The sequence below is a fragment of the Paraburkholderia sp. GAS32 genome (assembly GCF_050434225.1).
GTDB classification, from domain to species: domain Bacteria; phylum Pseudomonadota; class Gammaproteobacteria; order Burkholderiales; family Burkholderiaceae; genus Paraburkholderia; species Paraburkholderia madseniana.
This window is the reverse complement of record NZ_JBNPVS010000023.1, coordinates 1-15,427: the sequence shown is the minus strand read 5'-3', so window position 1 is coordinate 15,427 and position 15,427 is coordinate 1. Positions and strand designations below refer to the sequence as shown.

17 protein-coding genes and 1 pseudogene are annotated in these 15,427 nt (G+C 58.8%); 6 read left to right on the top strand and 12 right to left on the bottom strand.

Annotated elements, in window-relative coordinates; translation table 11 throughout:
• Positions 1-11: 11 nt before the first annotated feature.
• From P3T25_RS25885 to P3T25_RS25855, 7 genes are all read right to left on the bottom strand, one after another.
• Positions 12-410, bottom strand: coding sequence for a hypothetical protein (locus P3T25_RS25885; RefSeq protein ID WP_429359403.1), 399 nt, complete (start codon positions 408-410; stop codon positions 12-14).
• 26 nt (positions 411-436) lie between these two features.
• Positions 437-823: a lactoylglutathione lyase gene (gene gloA / locus P3T25_RS25880; RefSeq protein WP_097391309.1), complete on the bottom strand. Its 387-nt coding sequence runs from the start codon at positions 821-823 to the stop codon at positions 437-439.
• Between the two features lie 112 nt (positions 824-935).
• Positions 936-2,588 (bottom strand): long-chain-fatty-acid--CoA ligase, encoded by a 1,653-nt coding sequence (locus P3T25_RS25875; protein ID WP_429359402.1) that lies wholly within the window; start codon positions 2,586-2,588, stop codon positions 936-938.
• Positions 2,589-2,666: 78 nt separating this feature from the next.
• The gene (locus P3T25_RS25870; protein WP_429359401.1) at positions 2,667-3,779 is read right to left on the bottom strand and encodes an alkyl sulfatase dimerization domain-containing protein; all 1,113 of its coding nucleotides are present in this window, start codon (positions 3,777-3,779) and stop codon (positions 2,667-2,669) included.
• Between the two features lie 746 nt (positions 3,780-4,525).
• Positions 4,526-4,714, bottom strand: a complete 189-nt coding sequence (locus P3T25_RS25865; protein WP_154560575.1) for a CsbD family protein — start codon at positions 4,712-4,714, stop codon at positions 4,526-4,528.
• A gap of 673 nt (positions 4,715-5,387) precedes the next feature.
• Positions 5,388-5,702, bottom strand: coding sequence for a hypothetical protein (locus P3T25_RS25860; protein WP_429359400.1), 315 nt, complete (start codon positions 5,700-5,702; stop codon positions 5,388-5,390).
• 410 nt (positions 5,703-6,112) lie between these two features.
• Complete coding sequence (locus P3T25_RS25855) at positions 6,113-6,385, bottom strand: hypothetical protein (RefSeq protein ID WP_429359399.1); 273 nt, start codon at positions 6,383-6,385, stop codon at positions 6,113-6,115.
• Between the two features lie 655 nt (positions 6,386-7,040).
• On the opposite strand from P3T25_RS25855, the gene P3T25_RS25850 reads away from it, so the two are divergent.
• The 3 genes from P3T25_RS25850 (at position 7,041) to P3T25_RS25840 (ending at position 8,826) form a co-directional block, all read left to right on the top strand.
• The gene (locus tag P3T25_RS25850; RefSeq protein ID WP_429359398.1) at positions 7,041-7,505 is read left to right on the top strand and encodes a hypothetical protein; all 465 of its coding nucleotides are present in this window, start codon (positions 7,041-7,043) and stop codon (positions 7,503-7,505) included.
• Positions 7,506-8,050: 545 nt separating this feature from the next.
• Complete coding sequence (locus tag P3T25_RS25845) at positions 8,051-8,320, top strand: DUF1488 family protein (protein ID WP_154560572.1); 270 nt, start codon at positions 8,051-8,053, stop codon at positions 8,318-8,320.
• 197 nt (positions 8,321-8,517) lie between these two features.
• Positions 8,518-8,826 carry an acylphosphatase gene (locus tag P3T25_RS25840; RefSeq protein WP_154560571.1) on the top strand — a complete coding sequence of 103 codons (309 nt, stop codon included), beginning with the start codon at positions 8,518-8,520 and terminating at the stop codon, positions 8,824-8,826.
• Between the two features lie 196 nt (positions 8,827-9,022).
• On the opposite strand, the gene phoU is transcribed toward P3T25_RS25840, so the two are convergent.
• Together phoU and P3T25_RS25830 are read right to left on the bottom strand one after the other, a co-directional pair.
• Positions 9,023-9,730 (bottom strand): phosphate signaling complex protein PhoU, encoded by a 708-nt coding sequence (gene phoU, locus P3T25_RS25835; protein ID WP_429359397.1) that lies wholly within the window; start codon positions 9,728-9,730, stop codon positions 9,023-9,025.
• Positions 9,731-9,974: 244 nt separating this feature from the next.
• A complete protein-coding gene (locus P3T25_RS25830; RefSeq protein ID WP_429359396.1) occupies positions 9,975-10,424 on the bottom strand; it encodes a hypothetical protein in 450 nt (149 codons plus the stop codon).
• A gap of 399 nt (positions 10,425-10,823) precedes the next feature.
• Here P3T25_RS25830 and P3T25_RS25825 point away from each other — a divergent pair, with 399 nt between their 5' ends.
• Together P3T25_RS25825 and P3T25_RS25820 are read left to right on the top strand one after the other, a co-directional pair.
• Positions 10,824-11,021 carry a DUF3562 domain-containing protein gene (locus P3T25_RS25825; protein WP_154560568.1) on the top strand — a complete coding sequence of 66 codons (198 nt, stop codon included), beginning with the start codon at positions 10,824-10,826 and terminating at the stop codon, positions 11,019-11,021.
• Positions 11,022-11,187: 166 nt separating this feature from the next.
• Positions 11,188-11,412, top strand: coding sequence for a hypothetical protein (locus tag P3T25_RS25820; protein WP_154563513.1), 225 nt, complete (start codon positions 11,188-11,190; stop codon positions 11,410-11,412).
• Positions 11,413-11,451: 39 nt separating this feature from the next.
• Here P3T25_RS25820 and P3T25_RS25815 read toward each other — a convergent pair whose 3' ends face one another.
• Positions 11,452-12,369 (bottom strand): CHAD domain-containing protein, encoded by a 918-nt coding sequence (locus P3T25_RS25815; RefSeq protein ID WP_429359395.1) that lies wholly within the window; start codon positions 12,367-12,369, stop codon positions 11,452-11,454.
• Between the two features lie 438 nt (positions 12,370-12,807).
• Here P3T25_RS25815 and P3T25_RS25810 point away from each other — a divergent pair, with 438 nt between their 5' ends.
• Positions 12,808-14,640, top strand: a complete 1,833-nt coding sequence (locus P3T25_RS25810; RefSeq protein ID WP_429359394.1) for a phospholipase D-like domain-containing protein — start codon at positions 12,808-12,810, stop codon at positions 14,638-14,640.
• A gap of 249 nt (positions 14,641-14,889) precedes the next feature.
• On the opposite strand, the gene P3T25_RS25805 is transcribed toward P3T25_RS25810, so the two are convergent.
• Together P3T25_RS25805 and P3T25_RS25800 are read right to left on the bottom strand one after the other, a co-directional pair.
• A complete protein-coding gene (locus P3T25_RS25805) occupies positions 14,890-15,102 on the bottom strand; it encodes a GDCCVxC domain-containing (seleno)protein (protein WP_154560564.1) in 213 nt (70 codons plus the stop codon).
• Positions 15,102-15,305 (bottom strand): annotated as a pseudogene (locus P3T25_RS25800) (cation transporter); the annotation flags it as partial. The gene P3T25_RS25805 and the pseudogene P3T25_RS25800, both read right to left, overlap by 1 nt.
• Between the last annotated feature and the right edge of the window lie 122 nt (positions 15,306-15,427).

The window sequence follows — 15,427 nt, the reverse complement described above, 5'->3', positions numbered from 1 at the left end:
CAACCCGCCACTCACTCCGTACAGAAAGTTTCCTGCAAGTGACGCCAAGTCACCTTGCCGTGCGCGTCCAGGTCCATCACCGCTGTCGAGCGCCGCACGTTCGCATTGCCCGCGTTGTCGCGCTGATACTCCCGATATTTCACCACCGCACCCGACGGATATTCAGACACGATCTCCATATCGCGAATCGTGATCTGCGAGCCGGGGCGCGCGCCGTTCAGCTTCGCGAAAGTCGCGCGCAGGCCCGCGTGGTCCAGTGCGAGTCCGGATGTCATAACCAGCGTGAATTGCGGAGCGAAGCGCGCCATGATGCGCTCCAGCGCATCGTGATCCGCAGAACCGTCGAACAACGCCTGGATTTCAACGTGGATCTCGTTAAGTTCTTTGAAGTAGGGATTGCTGTCATTCATAGCTTGTCCTCACCCCGCCGCTTACGTCACTTTTTCTTCTGGATGAATTCGATCTTGTAGCCGTCCGGATCTTCGACGAAAGCGATCACGGTGGTGCCGTGTTTCATCGGGCCGGCTTCGCGCACAACCTTGCCGCCCTGGGCCTTGATCTTGTCGCACGCCGCATACGCGTCTGCGACTTCGACGGCGAGGTGCCCAAAACCGGTGCCGAGGTCGTACGACGGCGTGTCCCAGTTGTGCGTGAGTTCGAGAACGGTGCCATCACGTTCGTCTTCATAGCCCACGAAAGCCAGCGTGAATTTACCGTCCGGATAGTCATCGCGGCGCAGCAATTTCATCCCGAGCAGCTCGGTGTAGAAGGCAATCGAACGGTCCAGGTCGCCGACCCGGAGCATAGTGTGAAGCAGGCGCATCGTGTACTCCCTAGTGCGTGATGTCGAGAACGACAATGTACCCGGAATCACGCCGCGCTGCAGGGCGCGCCACACGTGCCGACATGCGGCAAAACGCGTGGCGCGCCCGCTTTCAGCCCGCGCTTTTCACCTCGTCGCGCAATGCGCGCCGCAGAATCTTGCCGACATTGGTCTTCGGCAGTTCGCTGCGGAACTCGATGATCTTGGGGCGCTTGTAACCCGTCAGTTGCTCCTTGCAGAACGCAAGAATGTCCGCGTCGGTGAGCGCCGGGTCCTTCTTCACGACGTAAAGCTTCACCACTTCACCCGCCTCCGCGTCCGGCACGCCCACCGCCACCACTTCGAACACGCCCGGGTGCTTGGCCACCACGTCCTCGATTTCGTTCGGATAGACGTTGAAACCCGACACCAGAATCATGTCCTTCTTGCGATCGACGATCTTCACGAAACCTTCTTCCGTCATCACGCCGATGTCGCCGGATTTGAAGAAGCCGTCCGGCGTCATCACCTTCGCGGTTTCGTCGGGACGGTTCCAGTAGCCGGCCATCACCTGCGGCCCGCGAATGCAGATTTCGCCGCGCTCGCCGAGCGGCACGTCATTGCCGGCGTCGTCGCGAATCGTAATTTCCGTGGACGGCAACGGCAAGCCGACAGTCCCGGTGAACGCGGTGGACGTCGGCAGATTGGTTGTGGCGCACGGCGAGGTTTCCGAGAGCCCATAGCCTTCGACGATCGGCACACCGGTCAGCGCCTGCCAGCGTTGCGCGACGGCTTGCTGTACCGCCATGCCGCCGCCGTTCGATTGCACCAGCTTCGAGAAGTCGAGCGTCTTGAAGTCCGGCTCGTTCAGCAGCGCGTTGTACATCGTGTTCACGCCGGGGAACGAGTTGATCGCGTAGCCTCGCAAGGCGTTGATCAGCCCCGGCAGATCGCGCGGATTCGGAATCAGGATGCCCATGCCGCCACAACGCATCGTCAGCAAACCGCAGACCGTCAGCCCGAAGATGTGATACAGCGGCAGCGCGACGACCGTGATGTACTGCTTGATGTCGGTGCGCCCACGATAAACCGGTTCGCGCCACAACTCCGATTGCAGGACGTTGGCGATCAGGTTGCCGTGCAGCAAGGTGGCGCCCTTCGAGACGCCGGTGGTGCCACCGGTATATTGCAGCACCGCCACATCGCTTTGCGTGAGCGTGACGGGTGTAAAGCCCGCGTCCGAACCGCGTGCGATCGCATCGTTCAGCGCAATACACGAAGTCGGCGGCACATTCTCTGCAACCTCTGGACTACCCGCGCCGAGCATCTCGCCGATCGACGTCAGCACGACATGCCTGATCGACGTTTGCGCTTGCACCGTCTCGAGCGTCTTCGCGAACGGTTCGAGCAGCACGATCGCTTCCGCGCCGCTGTCGTTCAACTGATGCTCGAGTTCTCGCGGCGTGTACAGCGGATTGACGTTCACCACCACGTAACCGGCACGCAGGATGGCCGCCATGACCACCGGATACTGCAATACGTTCGGCAGCATCACGGCGATGCGCGCGCCGCGCGCGAGGCCTAGCCATTGAAACCACGCCGCAAGGTGACGCGACTTCGCATCGAGTTCGCCGTAGGTCAACTCGTGTCCCATGCAAACGAACGCGCGCTCTGCGGCGTGCGCCTGGAAACTCTGCTCCAGCAAGTCGCCGACAGAACTGAACTGCGTAGTGTCGATCTCCGCCGGCACGCCTGGCGGATAGGACTTCAACCAGATTTTTTCCATGTCTCCTCCTTGGGTTTCGCATCGCGATGCGCCAATACACGATGTGCCGCTGCGCCAACACACCGATGCGAGTCGCTTCTATCGCGTAGTAAGTGCGGGCATACGCCGCGCGGGCCGGTCGAAGCAATCGAAGAATCTGCGCAACTGCTCGGCCGTGCCACGCTCCAGCACTACTGTGCCGTTCTCGAGGCACGCCGGCAACTGCGACACCATGTCGCGCAACATGCCGTACAGGGTGCTGGTTTCCAGCGCGAGTTGAACATCGATCGCCGACGGAGTGCGCTCGTGAATCTGCAACACGCCACGCCGCAATTCGAGCGCATGCGTTTCATTGCGATCCGTCACGTGGAATGCGAGTGTCATCTGCACATCGGCGCAACGTTCCGGATCGACGTTCACGCTAAAGCGCTGAAACACATTGCGCAACGGTTGGGCGCGCAATACATCCGTCGAGGCGAGGCTCGAGCTGCCGGCGAACGGCAGTTCGTCGTAGGCGTGTTCGAGTTCGCGCGCCGCGCTCAGGTACCAATTGCGCCAGTTGGTGTTCACCGTGCGGTAGCCCAGCTCGCGCAACACGCTCGCCTTGATGTTGCGGGCTTCGACGTCGCTTGTATCGAGGCGCACCAGCAGCGTGGCCAGTTCCGCAGCCCAACGCCAGTCGCCGTCACCCAGCGCGATACGCGCAGCGGCACGCACCGCCTCCACGCCGCCCATCATCTTGACCATGCGCTGCGAACGTTCAGCACGCGGCAACGGATCGAGCGATGCCGGATCGCCATCGAACCAGCCGAGCTGACCGCTGTACACCTGCCGCACCGAATGCTTGACCGTGCCGTAGTACTCGCCGAGCCACGCGTGCTCCGCGAGGTGCGGCGTCAACGCGGGAATGGCCTCAGCGAGTTCGTCCGGGCTCAGGCCGAAGTTCATGTGGCGAATGGTCTGATCGTGGATGAACTGGATGGCGTCGCGATACACGCACAGCACCTCGGCGACATACTGCGCGCCCGATACCGGACGGCCATGCGCCGGCACCATGTGCGCCGCGTTGAAGCCGCGCATCATGTCGATGGTCTGATACCAGCGCACCATCCATGGCGGATGCGCAATGGGGCGCCACGGTCCATCACTACTACAACCGGGACCGTACTCGTCTCCTACCCGTGCTGCTAGCGAAGGAAACGCGACTGACATTTAAAAGTTGTGTCCCCGACAGGCGCAAACGAAGCGGCCGCCGCCCGCCGGATAGCAGCACACGCAGCACCCAGTCCGTCTGGGTCGCTGCTTCCCTCACGGAGGAAACCATGACGAATCATCGAAAGAGAAAGACACGCGACACGGGCCGCGATGATGGTAAAGATGAGCGACCAGGAGACACCCCGAACTCGTCTGGCCCGCCAGTGCCCGACAGCGCTGCTCCGGTCTTGCAGTCAGAGGACGAAGACGCATTGGTCGACGAAGACGCGCCGGGATGAGATGCGACGGAGCGAGGCGTTGCGCCGAAAGGGAACATTTCCAGGAGGGACGCAGCGAGTGGAGATTGCTGCGATGGACAACTGATTTGACAGACAAGAACTGCTGCTTCACCTCGCGAACATGCTCGAACTTTTGAGCTGTTTGGGCCCGGACAGGTTCGCCAGACGCGCTGGTGGTCCAGCTTGCGAAGGACCAGGATTTGTTACAGGACTTCGAGTTTCTCCAGGCGCGTGCCGCCAAGATGACGGTGGCCGATTTCAGTGCACGCGTCACCAGCGCGTTCTTCCTGTGGCCAAAGGAACTGCTCGAGACGGAGGGATGCGGGGGCCGAGCCGTTGCACGATGTCGCGCAGGAAGTGAATCAGGTCGGGGTCGCGCCGGGCGCGATGAGGCACCCAATCACCGCCGGCACCGGCGACCAACTTCCCGAGTCGGCCGCCTGATAAGGCCCCAGAGGCATGCGGTTAATGGTGACGCGTCGTGCGGTCCTTCGCCGCTTCCCTGGCGTCCCCGACGTCTTTCCTGGCTTGTCCCGCGGCTTGCTCAACATCGCCTTTCAGTTCCCGGGCCGGCCTGCCCGTGACCTTGCCCATGGCCTCGTTAAACTTGCCCTTCATCTTTTGAGCAACGCCTTTGACCTGGTCCTTGTTCATGATGTCTTCCTCCAAGTATGCGACCGACGTCGCGTTACCAGATTGCGACAAAAACAGTATAGGAAAAGCGGGGCGTTCGTGAAGCAGAGGGCGCGAACGAACCAGGTTGCACGATTCGCGTATGGTAAATCGCCGGGGACAAGACGCCCGGGAGCTAGCGCTCGCGATATGCATCCTGCGGCCGCCGGACGGTTGAAGCAATATGACGTTCCAGGTGCGCTCGACAAACGCGATGCTCGCCAACCCCTGCCTTCGCGCGGCGTGCCCCCTTCACCAACACAACGCCTGCGTTGTTCTGCCGACGCAACGAACAGTGAGCTCCGTGGGAACTTGTTCTGAAATCAGGCGGAACCGCAATCACTACGGCCCCCTACAGCAGAGCCGCCCGGTAACCCTCGTCCCGCTTCGTTCGGCCAGACGGGAAACGGGTCGAGAGGTCTCCTGATAGCAGGACATCGAGCCCTTCGCCCGGTCCTCAGTTCCAGCATTGCGCAACGAATCGCGAGTTGCACGAGTCGAAAATTGTCGATTTCATGTCTCCGCGCGGTAAGCGATGACGAAGCCGTGTGCAACCCGCTGTTATCGCGTCGGTGGCAATTCAAGACGTAGCCTATACACGATTACCGAGTCAGCAAGTGGGATACCACTGGCATCGTGACGAGGCAGCTGCGTACTACTGGCCCTTTTGCCTTGAGCCGCCAGGTCCGCTTTTGACGTCGCTGTTCGCGCCGCTATTTGTACCCTTATTCAGACCGTTGGTCTTGCCCCTATTGGAACGCTCCGTCCTGGGGATACTGCGCGCCGCGACGACGCCACTGCCCGTAACGTCGGGAGAACCGTAGCCGGTCTCGTTCGGGGTCTTCATCGAACCGGCACCGGCGCCGGGTGTTGGGACCCCGCCAGCGCTGCCGCCGGCCTGTGCGTATGTTATTGCCGACAGTGCCATCGCGAGAGCCGAAGCGAAAAACGTCCTGGTTATATTTTTCATGGCTCACCTCCGGAGAAGATATCTCATGCAAGCGTCTGCCGCTCACGAATGAAGTGCAGCAAGGTGCGTGCCTCGTGTCGCTCATTCGTCTCCTTTGTAGCGGCAGGTAGGCGACAAAATCGACAACGGAGGCTCCCGCAACGCAGTCATGTCCGAAAAATGCCGCGCTCACGGCGGTCCTTCGCAATGCCTGGCGCTCCGCCGCGCCCTGCAGTGCAGCGGGCTGTTCGTGCGCTCTCGACTCTCGTCGATTTCTGGTATGGATTCGCGCGTGCTTCGTAGGAATCGGCCCGTCATTTCGGCGGGCCGATTCCTATGTACAACACGAGAAGAATCGCGACAGAGATTTCCGGTTTAGTCGTTGACGAGAAAGTTGGCCGCGTTCACACGCTCTCAATCGGGAGTTCAAACTAGGGCCCGCTCAGCTCGCCTTCCAGAATCCATTGACGCTCGCTTTCCGACAACCGGTCAATCCGGAGTGTGCCGGAATCCGGGAGCCCGTTGAATTTTTCTGTCGCTCCGCTGACTTCCCACAGGCCGTTGAAAGCAGAAGGTGACTCGCCGCGTTTGCCTGGCAAGGTTGTCTGTCGCAGTTGCGTTTTCAGATAGAGTATGCCGCCGGGGCCACAAGTGATGACAAGATAGCGGGTTCCTCGACCATTGGTTTCGGGTCTCAATGTCACCTCGTGGAATCTCCACTCCTGCCCCCGTCGCGGCGCGAAGCATGCCCTCGCTCATCACCTTGCCTGAGCGACGCACAAGCGCGGCATCTCGATTGTTGCCGTCTGCAAACACCAGTTTCGTGTATTCATTGGGCGACCCGGGTTCACCGTTCTTGATGTCAAACCGGATTTCGGCTGTAAACGGCTTTGCTTCAGTCAATGATTGGGTCCCGGCCACGCCGCCTGCGGACGACCCCTGAGTCAACTGGCTCAATTGCAACTGAATTTGCTATTGCTCGTCTTCCGTCGCCTGCGCGCGCACAGCGCCCAGCGAAAAGCGCGCCGACGATGAACACCGGACGGCCTGGCGAGTCCAATCAAATACCGACGAAAACACCTCCTATTCCGAAGAAAGAAGACCACTGAAGAGGACCAGAAACCAATTTCCGGGCATCTCAAATTTGCGGACGAGCCGTGCGACGTGGGGTTTCTCCTCCCTTCTCTGCTCGGATTCTCAAAGGTGTACGCGCCAACGGATATGCGTGCGCAGGGACCAATTTGAGGGTTGGCACCGTTCGCTGATTGCGCAGACAGGGGCTGCCGCCTACGCTTGAGCGCGTCAGCAAACTGGCGGTCCTCGAGGTTCGTGGCTGCGGGACAGACCAAGGAGCGGCAGATGGACGTTGCTCAATATCTGCAGGCGATGAAGCAACTTGAACGCGCGACGGAAAGCATCTGGAAGAATGCGCCGGAGCCATTCAAAACCCAGGCATTCAAGTGCGGCTGGGCGCTCGACGATACGAAGAAGCGCCTTCGCTCATGGGGTTACGATTTGCTTCGAGACCGCGACCGAATGTTGCTGGCTACGGCTGGCATGAACGCCCAGCGGCTAGAGGCATGCGGAGATTTTGAGAGAGCGGTAAAAGAGATTCAGGCCGCGATTTTCCTCTTGCGTAATAGTCCTGGCGGCCCGTTTGACGACATCTTCGGCGGGCCACTTACACCAGAGCTAGAGGCTGACTTCCGGCTCCGTGACCTCGGGCCGTCTACAACCGCACCGACTATGGACACCGGACTCCCTGGCGAGTCCAATCAGATACCTCCGAAAAATCCCCCTATACCTAAGAACGAAGACGACTAAGGAGAGCCAGAAACATGTTTTCGGGTCTCTCGAACCTTGCCGACAAGCCTTGTTTTAGAATTCTTCCTACCCTCGAACCACGCGCAGGTGCGTGAGCCGGCCAACAAGCAGGCCGCACTAGGCATAAGCGCGGTGGGGCTTCGAATCGGATTTGACTGAACTCTCGTAGGTGCTCGCTGTGTCAAACCAGGGTTGATGCCTCTACCTGTGAGACGGTCTCAGGCTCCTTCTCATGCATCTCGAAGTATCGGTCAAGCGCGGCGAGTGTGATGTTTTCGCGCACGACGGTGCGCCGTTTCGCTCAGGCAAAAACAACCTGCTGTCGTGAAGAGAGCTTTGTCGGATGCATGGCCGGTGGGGCGCCGTTAGCCGGTGAGTAGCGCCGACTTGATAGCTCCCCAACTCGCAATACGCGCGTCCATGCGGAGCCGTTCGGCGCGCAGGACATCGTGGCAACCAACGCGGGAACCATTATGATAAGGCTGGTACTGCCGGGAGCCCCTCAGGGGCAACTGGGCGGTTGGGTAAACAAAAAGCCGTGAACCATGGACAGCACTCTCGCCGCCGAAGCCAGTGTTTCCGCAGACGGAAAGCTGGTCGCTTTTATCGCACATGCCCGTGGGCGTGCGGTGCAATGTTCGATTACTCGCGATGCACTGGAGCAGCACTTCTGGGCACCCATCGGAGCAGACGACGCGCACCTGCTAAAAGCTTGTATGGACGGACACAAGCGGATTGTGGCAGCTGTTGAACGAAAGGTGCTGAGAGGCTCGGACGAGCCGATAAAGCTGAACGCCGCAGATTTCTCTCACTGAGCGTCGCGTTACGCCGTTTCGCTCAGGCAAAAACAACCTGCTGTCGTGAAGAGAGCTTTGGCAGATGCATGGCCGGTGGGGCGCCGTTAACCGGTGACTAGCGCCGACTCGATAGCCTCCCAACTTGCAATACGCGCGTCCATGCGGAGCCGTTCGGCGCGCAGGACATCGTGACAACCAACGCTGGAGCCAAGCGGATGGAAGATGACCAGAAAGATGGGATGCTTGAGACGCGGCTGGTGAGGGTGCGCGGCCTCGTGCAGGGCATTGGCTATCGGGAAGCCTGTGTACGCCGCGCCCATGCACTGGGCGTCACTGGCTGGGTCCGCAACCGCATCGACGGCTCGGTGGAAGTGATGGTTCAGGGTTCGCCGGAGCAGCTTGCAGAAATGTGTGCCTGGTTAAGTGAGGGCATGTCCGCCGCGCTTGTCGACAGGCTTGAGGTAACCGAGGTCCCGCCACCGTTCGCCCGCTTCGAACACTTTGAGCGATTACCGACGTTGTAGGGACTCACGGTTTGCCCATAGCATTCCCACAGTGCACAAGTCTGGCGTGCCAACTTTGAACGACGTCCTCTCCTCGACCCGGCGGCTCAATTTTCTTTGCCTGGGACGCATTCTTCGAATGCAATTGCCAGCGTTGAGCAGATGACCGCGGCGCGACAGTACCTACGTTCCGAGACCTGGCCGCCCGCTTTCGCCTTCAACTACGCGGACCCGCGGATTCGCGCTGCTTCCTGTGTTCGTGGCGAATATCGGTACCGCGAACAACATAGACGATGGCTTCGGCAATGTTGGTAGCATGGTCGCCGATACGCTCGATGGCTTTAGCGATAAACAGATAGTCGAGCCCAATCTGGATTGTCCGAGGGTCTTCCTTCATGGATGTGACGAGCTTGAGCACGAAGGCTCGAAACTCGGTGTCGATGGTTTCGTCGTCGCGGACAATCTGTGCAGCCGCAGTTGCATCCATGCGCGCAAATGCGTCCAGCGCTCTACGAAGCAGGTGCGAAGCCATTTCGCCCGAAGCCTTGATTTCAGCGATGTTGACGGGTCGCGCGGTGGTCTCCATGGCAATGCGGCGTGTTCGCTTCGCAATCTTCCGTGCCTCATCACCAGTACGCTCGAGGTTGGTGATGCACTTCGAGGCGGCCATCAGGAGTCGCAGGTCACGAGCGGTGGGTTGCCGGCGAACGATGATGTTGCTAACTTCTTCGTCGATTTCTATTTCCATCGCGTTGAGCCGGTGTTCACCCTCCATGACCTGCTCAACAAGTGTCAAATCGAACGTGTTCAGTGCCTCCATCGCGCGGGCAATCTGCGCCTCCACCAAGCCGCCCATTTCGAGCAACCGGGTTAAAAGCAGGTTGAGGTCGAGGTCAAACCCGCTGGAAAGATGCTTATCCGACATTTTCGCTCCTCGGACAAACTTGCCTGCGATGCAATGCTCAGCTACGCGATGCCTTGGTTCGTGCGAGCAAGGGCGGCGCGACTACGTCGCGTTGCTCAAGCAGATGCACGAGGAATGCGAACTCTATCCACCTGCGCCGGAATGAGCGGCAGTGCAAGTCGCGCGATGCGGACATGAGCAACGAAAAATTGCTAGCGTGCAATGCGCAAGCGCGCTCGTTGCGTCCAGTGCGGAAACCGCAGCGCTACGATTTTTCTGGCCGGCCGGTCTTCACAGTTTCGACGGCAGAAATAGCTGCCAGCAAATGCTTTGGGGGCGCCGATTCGAGCAGGAGAAGACCAGCCCTCAGTAGCTCGCTCTTTTTCACCGATATGCCTGCGTCAAGACATTTCTGTTTCAGCGCCGCGATTTTTTCGTAGTCGGACTTCGGCATCGTGAAGCTGTCACGCACGACCTTTTCCTTCTTCACGTGCTTTGTCTTCACTTCAACCGCTGGAGCGGCTGAAGCTGCTCCAGCGGTTGCGGCGCGCGTCTGTTTTGGAACCCTGGTCGAAACCGGTTTCGCCTCTACGGCTTCGGTGGCCGGTGCATTTGCCCTATTTGCCTGCTTGTCGGAGGCTTTCGCATGGCCGTTTGCGTTCTTCGGGAAGTGAAAGGCTTTCTTGGTCGGCTTCCTGATGCTGGCTTCGGTCATGACCATCCCCAAGTTGACAAACGATATAAACAGTATATACAGTTTTTGAGCGGTTCTCGATTGCATTGGCGACGCCACCTACGGATATGACCCGCAAGTTGTCCACACAATCTGTTTGCAAGGCTGTAGATAATTCGCGAGCAAGCGGCGCAAGCCCCTGAAACGATTGGATTTGTGCATTGCGCGCTCGACGCGTGCATTTGACGGGGCGCCAGAGACCTGTACGGAATTGTGGAGTAAGCACACCACTGGTCAGGCCTACGAAAGAATATGTACAGACAAAACGACGACAACTGACCCTCCCTCAACGATAGGTCGATTCAATTTGCATGCGGGGCGGCAACATCGTCTAATCGCCTTTCCGCGCGCGCCCCTCTCTTCAAAATCCAGGAGCACACTATGGCCCCACCCAACTTTGAACATGTCGTCAAGACAATCGCCTCTGACACCAATACGTCCACTGAGACTGTTTCGAAGATGTATGCAGACACATGGGCCGAATACAGCGACGGCGCGCGAATCCTGGACTACCTGACGGTCCTGGTCACCAAACGCGTTCGTGAAAATCTGCGCGGTGTTTCGCGAGACCTACACTAGGCGGCCGCCACAAAGCTCATCAAATCGCCTCAGGGTACCCGGCGTCGATGGCGTATACCGGGAAGGCCGCTCAGGGTCTCGGCATCCCCGGGTTTGCCTGTCGTTGACGAAGACAATCCGGTTCGGTACCTTTTGTTAAATCAGAGATACCGCAGAGCAGTGATTGATGGCCGACAACTATGAAACGACCAGAGAAATTGAAATCGAACTGAACGGGTCGCGCTATCGCGGCCGGTATCGCGTTATGAGCGGTACGGTCATCGTCTACTACGAGAACGAAATCAAGTTTGCCGACTGCGGGATGAACGGACCTGAAGTCGTGGCGAAGTGGCTGCTCACCGACCTATCGCGCCGACTCGAAGCGAAGAAGAGAAAATCCGCCGGCAGCTAGCCCACACGGTGGAAAGCGCTGGGCTCGGCGGCCAACTGGTCACCATACGTTGCGCAGCATTTTGTGAGCGGCGCGCATGTGTCGCTTTTTCTGGGCGCCAAGAAACACCACAGCCTCCGTGACAACGTCCGGTTCGCCCAGCTGGAACGAATACTGTCGTAGCAACGTTTCACTGACGACCAGGTCATTGAGCTTGCCCAACTCGTCCTGCACCCCGGTCAACAGTTCGGTTTTTTTCCGATGGCTGCCGTCGAGCACCGGAGCAAAGAACTCGAGCAAATATCGAAGCTTTTTCCCTGCGATTCGTACCTCGTGCAGCGCGGCGTAGCCTGGATGTTCAGGTTGAATCGCACGCTTTACCTTCTTCTTCAGCGCCTTCTCGGCGACATCCACTCGCGATTCTGCAAATTCTGCGAGCATCGTATTCACAACTTGTGAGTTCAGTTGTTGTTGCGCGGAGGACAATGCGCCGTGCAATTTATCTTCGACGCCGGCGCCGCGAATCGTTCTGCGACTGAACGACAGTGCAGCGGCCCGGTGCTCGCCCACCACGCGAAGCAGCGGGCCAAACGATAGCCGCGTTGGCTCCTCGCCTGAAAGAACGTCACGCAGCACATCCCAGTCTCGGGTTTTACCCGCTGCATTAGCCAGATACTTGAACTCCTCCCGTTGAAGCGTGCAGTCTTTCCTGTCAAGCAGCGGTTCGTAGGCCCAATACAGCGAACGCAATCGACGCAGCGCTACACGAAGCTTATGGAGGACCTCGGGGTCCGCTTTCGCGCGGAGTGCATGGGCGCGACGAATGGCTTCTGCAGCGGTCGCGGTGGCAAGGATAGTGAACGCTTCGGCCGCAGATGTGGCTACGCTTATCGACTCCGCAAGGGGCCTTTCTTTGACAGAGCCCGAAGCGGAGGCGTCAGGTTCTTCCATCGCCGGAGCAGAATTGTGCGAGCTCATGTCTGGAACGCCTTCGGATACAGCAACGTAGAAAGGAACTACAGAAGTCCACGACCTGCTTTCAACATACTTCAACAGCGCTTGCTTACTAGACGGTGTGTTTGACCCTATTTCAATCGTACAACGACGCACGCCTGGAAATTAATACGGTCTGGCATTTCGTTCGCGCTTCTGAATACACACGAGTCATCGCGGTCAATACTTACAAACGGTCAATGCAGCCATCAGGGTCGCTGGCGTGCTTCCGAAGCATGGTGGCCATCGCGTCCTGTCAGGCCGTCATCAAACGTTCAAGCCACCAGGCAACCATTTGACGGCCGACACACCGTGCCGGTGACTTGTCGTTCCCTCATCCCAACCCCGTCGTAAATACCACGCGGCTGCTCAGCGAGCGACCGCATCAAGTCGCGGATGCCTCGCGACACCAAGGAGATACGCATGTCGACAAAGTGTATTGCTCTCTCGAACAACGACATTATTCTTGTGGCATGGACATTCGAACACAAGCTTCCAGATTGCGTTGGCTTCGATGTCCGACGCATTGATGCATCACAAGCGAATCTCGAAAGCGATAGTCCACAGGGCGTAGCCGGCTTTCCGAGCAATCCGAATTCGGGACAATCCGGACAAACAACCGCTCAGGGCCCAATCCAGAAGTTCTTCTGGAAGGACCTGTATGCACGGGATGCGCATACACAGGGCAGCTACATCTATCAAATCATCCCACTTCAGGGGACCTTCAGCAAAGATGCGTCGCCGAAGCTGTCGCCGCTCACAGGCGTAAGCGCTCTCTTTTCGAACCCAGTCAGTCTGACGGCCGAACACGGTCCGCAGGAAGACCCTGAAGCCATCAAATGCTATTTCAATCGGGGGATACTTGCCACGCAGGCCGTAGCCCGTCAGCTCCCCAAGAGCAAGGCCGATTTGCCGGACTCTGGCGCTCTGCTCAAACGCATCGCCGACGCCAATGACCCACTGCGAAAGTCGCTGGCCGGCGACCTGGTCACAGTGCTGCCATCGCTGCTGGTGGAGGCAAAAGCGCACGGTGGAAGCTGTTACGGCGCATTGTATGAGCTCGCCGACAAACAACTCGAAGCATCTCTGGTCAGCAACAAACAATTGCATCTGATTCTGTCGAACACCTACGACAGCACGACGCACGATGACAAGGAAAACGCGCCCGCACGAGTAGCGCTCCATCATTCCGGAGTCGACGTGATAGACCGGATGCTGCCCGACGGCAGCCATATCGGGCACAACAAGTTCATGCTTTACGTCGATGCTTATGGCAAGCCGGCGGCCGTGCTGACTGGCTCGACCAATTGGACGCCGACGGGGCTGTGCGCACAAACGAATAACAGCATCGTGCTGCGCTCTCCAACACTGGCAAACGCTTACTCGAACTATTGGGATGCGCTCAAGAAGGATACGCTAGACGCGGGCACGGACCCTCATGCACTACAGAGCAAGACGTTCCGGACGGAAAACGCATCCCCCATCGCCGTGGAGATTCCCGGCGCGAAGAAAGCAACGCTGTGGTTCTCACCGAACACGCCGCAGAAGAACAAGGCGAAAGGCGTGACGCCGCCGGATATGGCGAATGTGTATGCGCGCATCGAGAACGCAAAATCAGCGGTGCTGTTCTTAGCTTTCGACCCAGGCCAGCCCAGCATCATTGACGCGGCTGCGTCAGCGCAGGAAAAGAACAGCACACTTTTCATCCGGGGCGCACTCACCAATGCAGACCGCGCGGGCAACTTCGTCATCGACCTTCACAACAACAATACGAGGCCAGCGGACCCCGCTCAGGTGATTCCAACCGAAGGAGTAAATGACGCATTCGGCGTCTGGGAAAAGGAACTCGCAAGAGCCGGTCACGCCGTCATTCACGACAAAATAGTTGTCATTGACCCGTTTGACCCCGAGAACTGCACCGTGGTTGTCGGAAGCCACAACCTCGGCAACAAGGCGTCGTCCACCAACGATGAGAACCTCCTTATCATTGAAGGTAACGTCAGCCTGGCATCTGCGTATGCAGTTCACGTGCTCGATGTGTACGACCACTACCGCTGGCGTTACCTTCTCGCGCAGCATGGGACCAAGGATAGCTGGCAGGGACTGCATGAGGATGACTCGTGGCAGGACACGTACTTCTCGCCAGCGGGGAAAACGAATAACGCCGAGTTGGTGTTCTGGTTGGAGGCGTCGACGCGTGCGACGGAAGCGCGACCCGCAGCGAAGCCCAAGCGGACAGCCGAATTGGAGGCGTGACCTCTAGCGAAGCGCTGAATTGCGCGACTGACCGCCGTCGTTTCGACCAATTGCGCTCTTGCACGCGATACGACGCTCAGCAGCTCTCGGACGAATCCGGTACAGGATTCGAATGGGTAACAGGCGCACTCGAAGACCCCCACACGCCGGCTGGTTCCAACCAGCTGTTTCTTTACTCCTGCTTCCGGAAACGGTGACTGTCGGGGCGTCCTGTCTCGGCGTCGCGCCTGGCCAATTGCGTGAACCTGGTCAGGCGCAGCAGGAGTCAGACTGCTGCATCGGCGGACACCTGTTGGTACCGTACGAGCAGTACACGCAGCAATCCCCGGGTTTCGGTCTGACCACTGCCTTGCAATGCTCGCATTCGTAAAACCACACACAGGCGTTGGTCGGCATCGTCTCGTTTTTCTTGTGCCCACACACCGGACAGGTGATGTTGGAATCCAACACGACTGAAATCATTACTGCACCTGCCTGACGTGAGTCGGATAGCTGGAGTCAGTTGTGGCGGTAGCGTTTGTCAACGCGTCGACCGACGCCTTGTTCGGGTCAAAGACTACCTGCGTGCGTTTGCCTGCGAAGTCGACCTTAGCCGAAGCCACGCCGTGTACTTTCTCAACTGCCTTGCGAACCGTAATCGGACACACAGCGCAATCCATCTTCGTGACGTCAAGTGTGACCTTGCGAAGCTACCTTGCGAACCGTAATCGGACACACAGCGCAATCCATCTTCGTGACGTCAAGTGTGACCTTGCGAAGCTCCTCCGCGAGGGCCGTGGATGCGCTC

Coding starts and splice junctions, on each gene's coding strand:
- P3T25_RS25860 (WP_429359400.1), bottom strand. CDS start 5,702: ATGAAAAATATAACCAGGACGTTTTTCGCTTCGGCTCTCGCGATGGCA.
- P3T25_RS25815 (WP_429359395.1), bottom strand. CDS start 12,369: ATGAGCTCGCACAATTCTGCTCCGGCGATGGAAGAACCTGACGCCTCC.
- P3T25_RS25875 (WP_429359402.1), bottom strand. CDS start 2,588: ATGGAAAAAATCTGGTTGAAGTCCTATCCGCCAGGCGTGCCGGCGGAG.
- P3T25_RS25870 (WP_429359401.1), bottom strand. CDS start 3,779: ATGTCAGTCGCGTTTCCTTCGCTAGCAGCACGGGTAGGAGACGAGTAC.
- P3T25_RS25850 (WP_429359398.1), top strand. CDS start 7,041: ATGGACGTTGCTCAATATCTGCAGGCGATGAAGCAACTTGAACGCGCG.
- P3T25_RS25830 (WP_429359396.1), bottom strand. CDS start 10,424: ATGACCGAAGCCAGCATCAGGAAGCCGACCAAGAAAGCCTTTCACTTC.
- P3T25_RS25845 (WP_154560572.1), top strand. CDS start 8,051: ATGGACAGCACTCTCGCCGCCGAAGCCAGTGTTTCCGCAGACGGAAAG.
- P3T25_RS25885 (WP_429359403.1), bottom strand. CDS start 410: ATGAATGACAGCAATCCCTACTTCAAAGAACTTAACGAGATCCACGTT.
- P3T25_RS25840 (WP_154560571.1), top strand. CDS start 8,518: ATGGAAGATGACCAGAAAGATGGGATGCTTGAGACGCGGCTGGTGAGG.
- phoU (WP_429359397.1), bottom strand. CDS start 9,730: ATGTCGGATAAGCATCTTTCCAGCGGGTTTGACCTCGACCTCAACCTG.
- P3T25_RS25805 (WP_154560564.1), bottom strand. CDS start 15,102: ATGATTTCAGTCGTGTTGGATTCCAACATCACCTGTCCGGTGTGTGGG.
- P3T25_RS25810 (WP_429359394.1), top strand. CDS start 12,808: ATGTCGACAAAGTGTATTGCTCTCTCGAACAACGACATTATTCTTGTG.
- gloA (WP_097391309.1), bottom strand. CDS start 823: ATGCGCCTGCTTCACACTATGCTCCGGGTCGGCGACCTGGACCGTTCG.
- P3T25_RS25820 (WP_154563513.1), top strand. CDS start 11,188: ATGGCCGACAACTATGAAACGACCAGAGAAATTGAAATCGAACTGAAC.
- P3T25_RS25825 (WP_154560568.1), top strand. CDS start 10,824: ATGGCCCCACCCAACTTTGAACATGTCGTCAAGACAATCGCCTCTGAC.
- P3T25_RS25865 (WP_154560575.1), bottom strand. CDS start 4,714: ATGAACAAGGACCAGGTCAAAGGCGTTGCTCAAAAGATGAAGGGCAAG.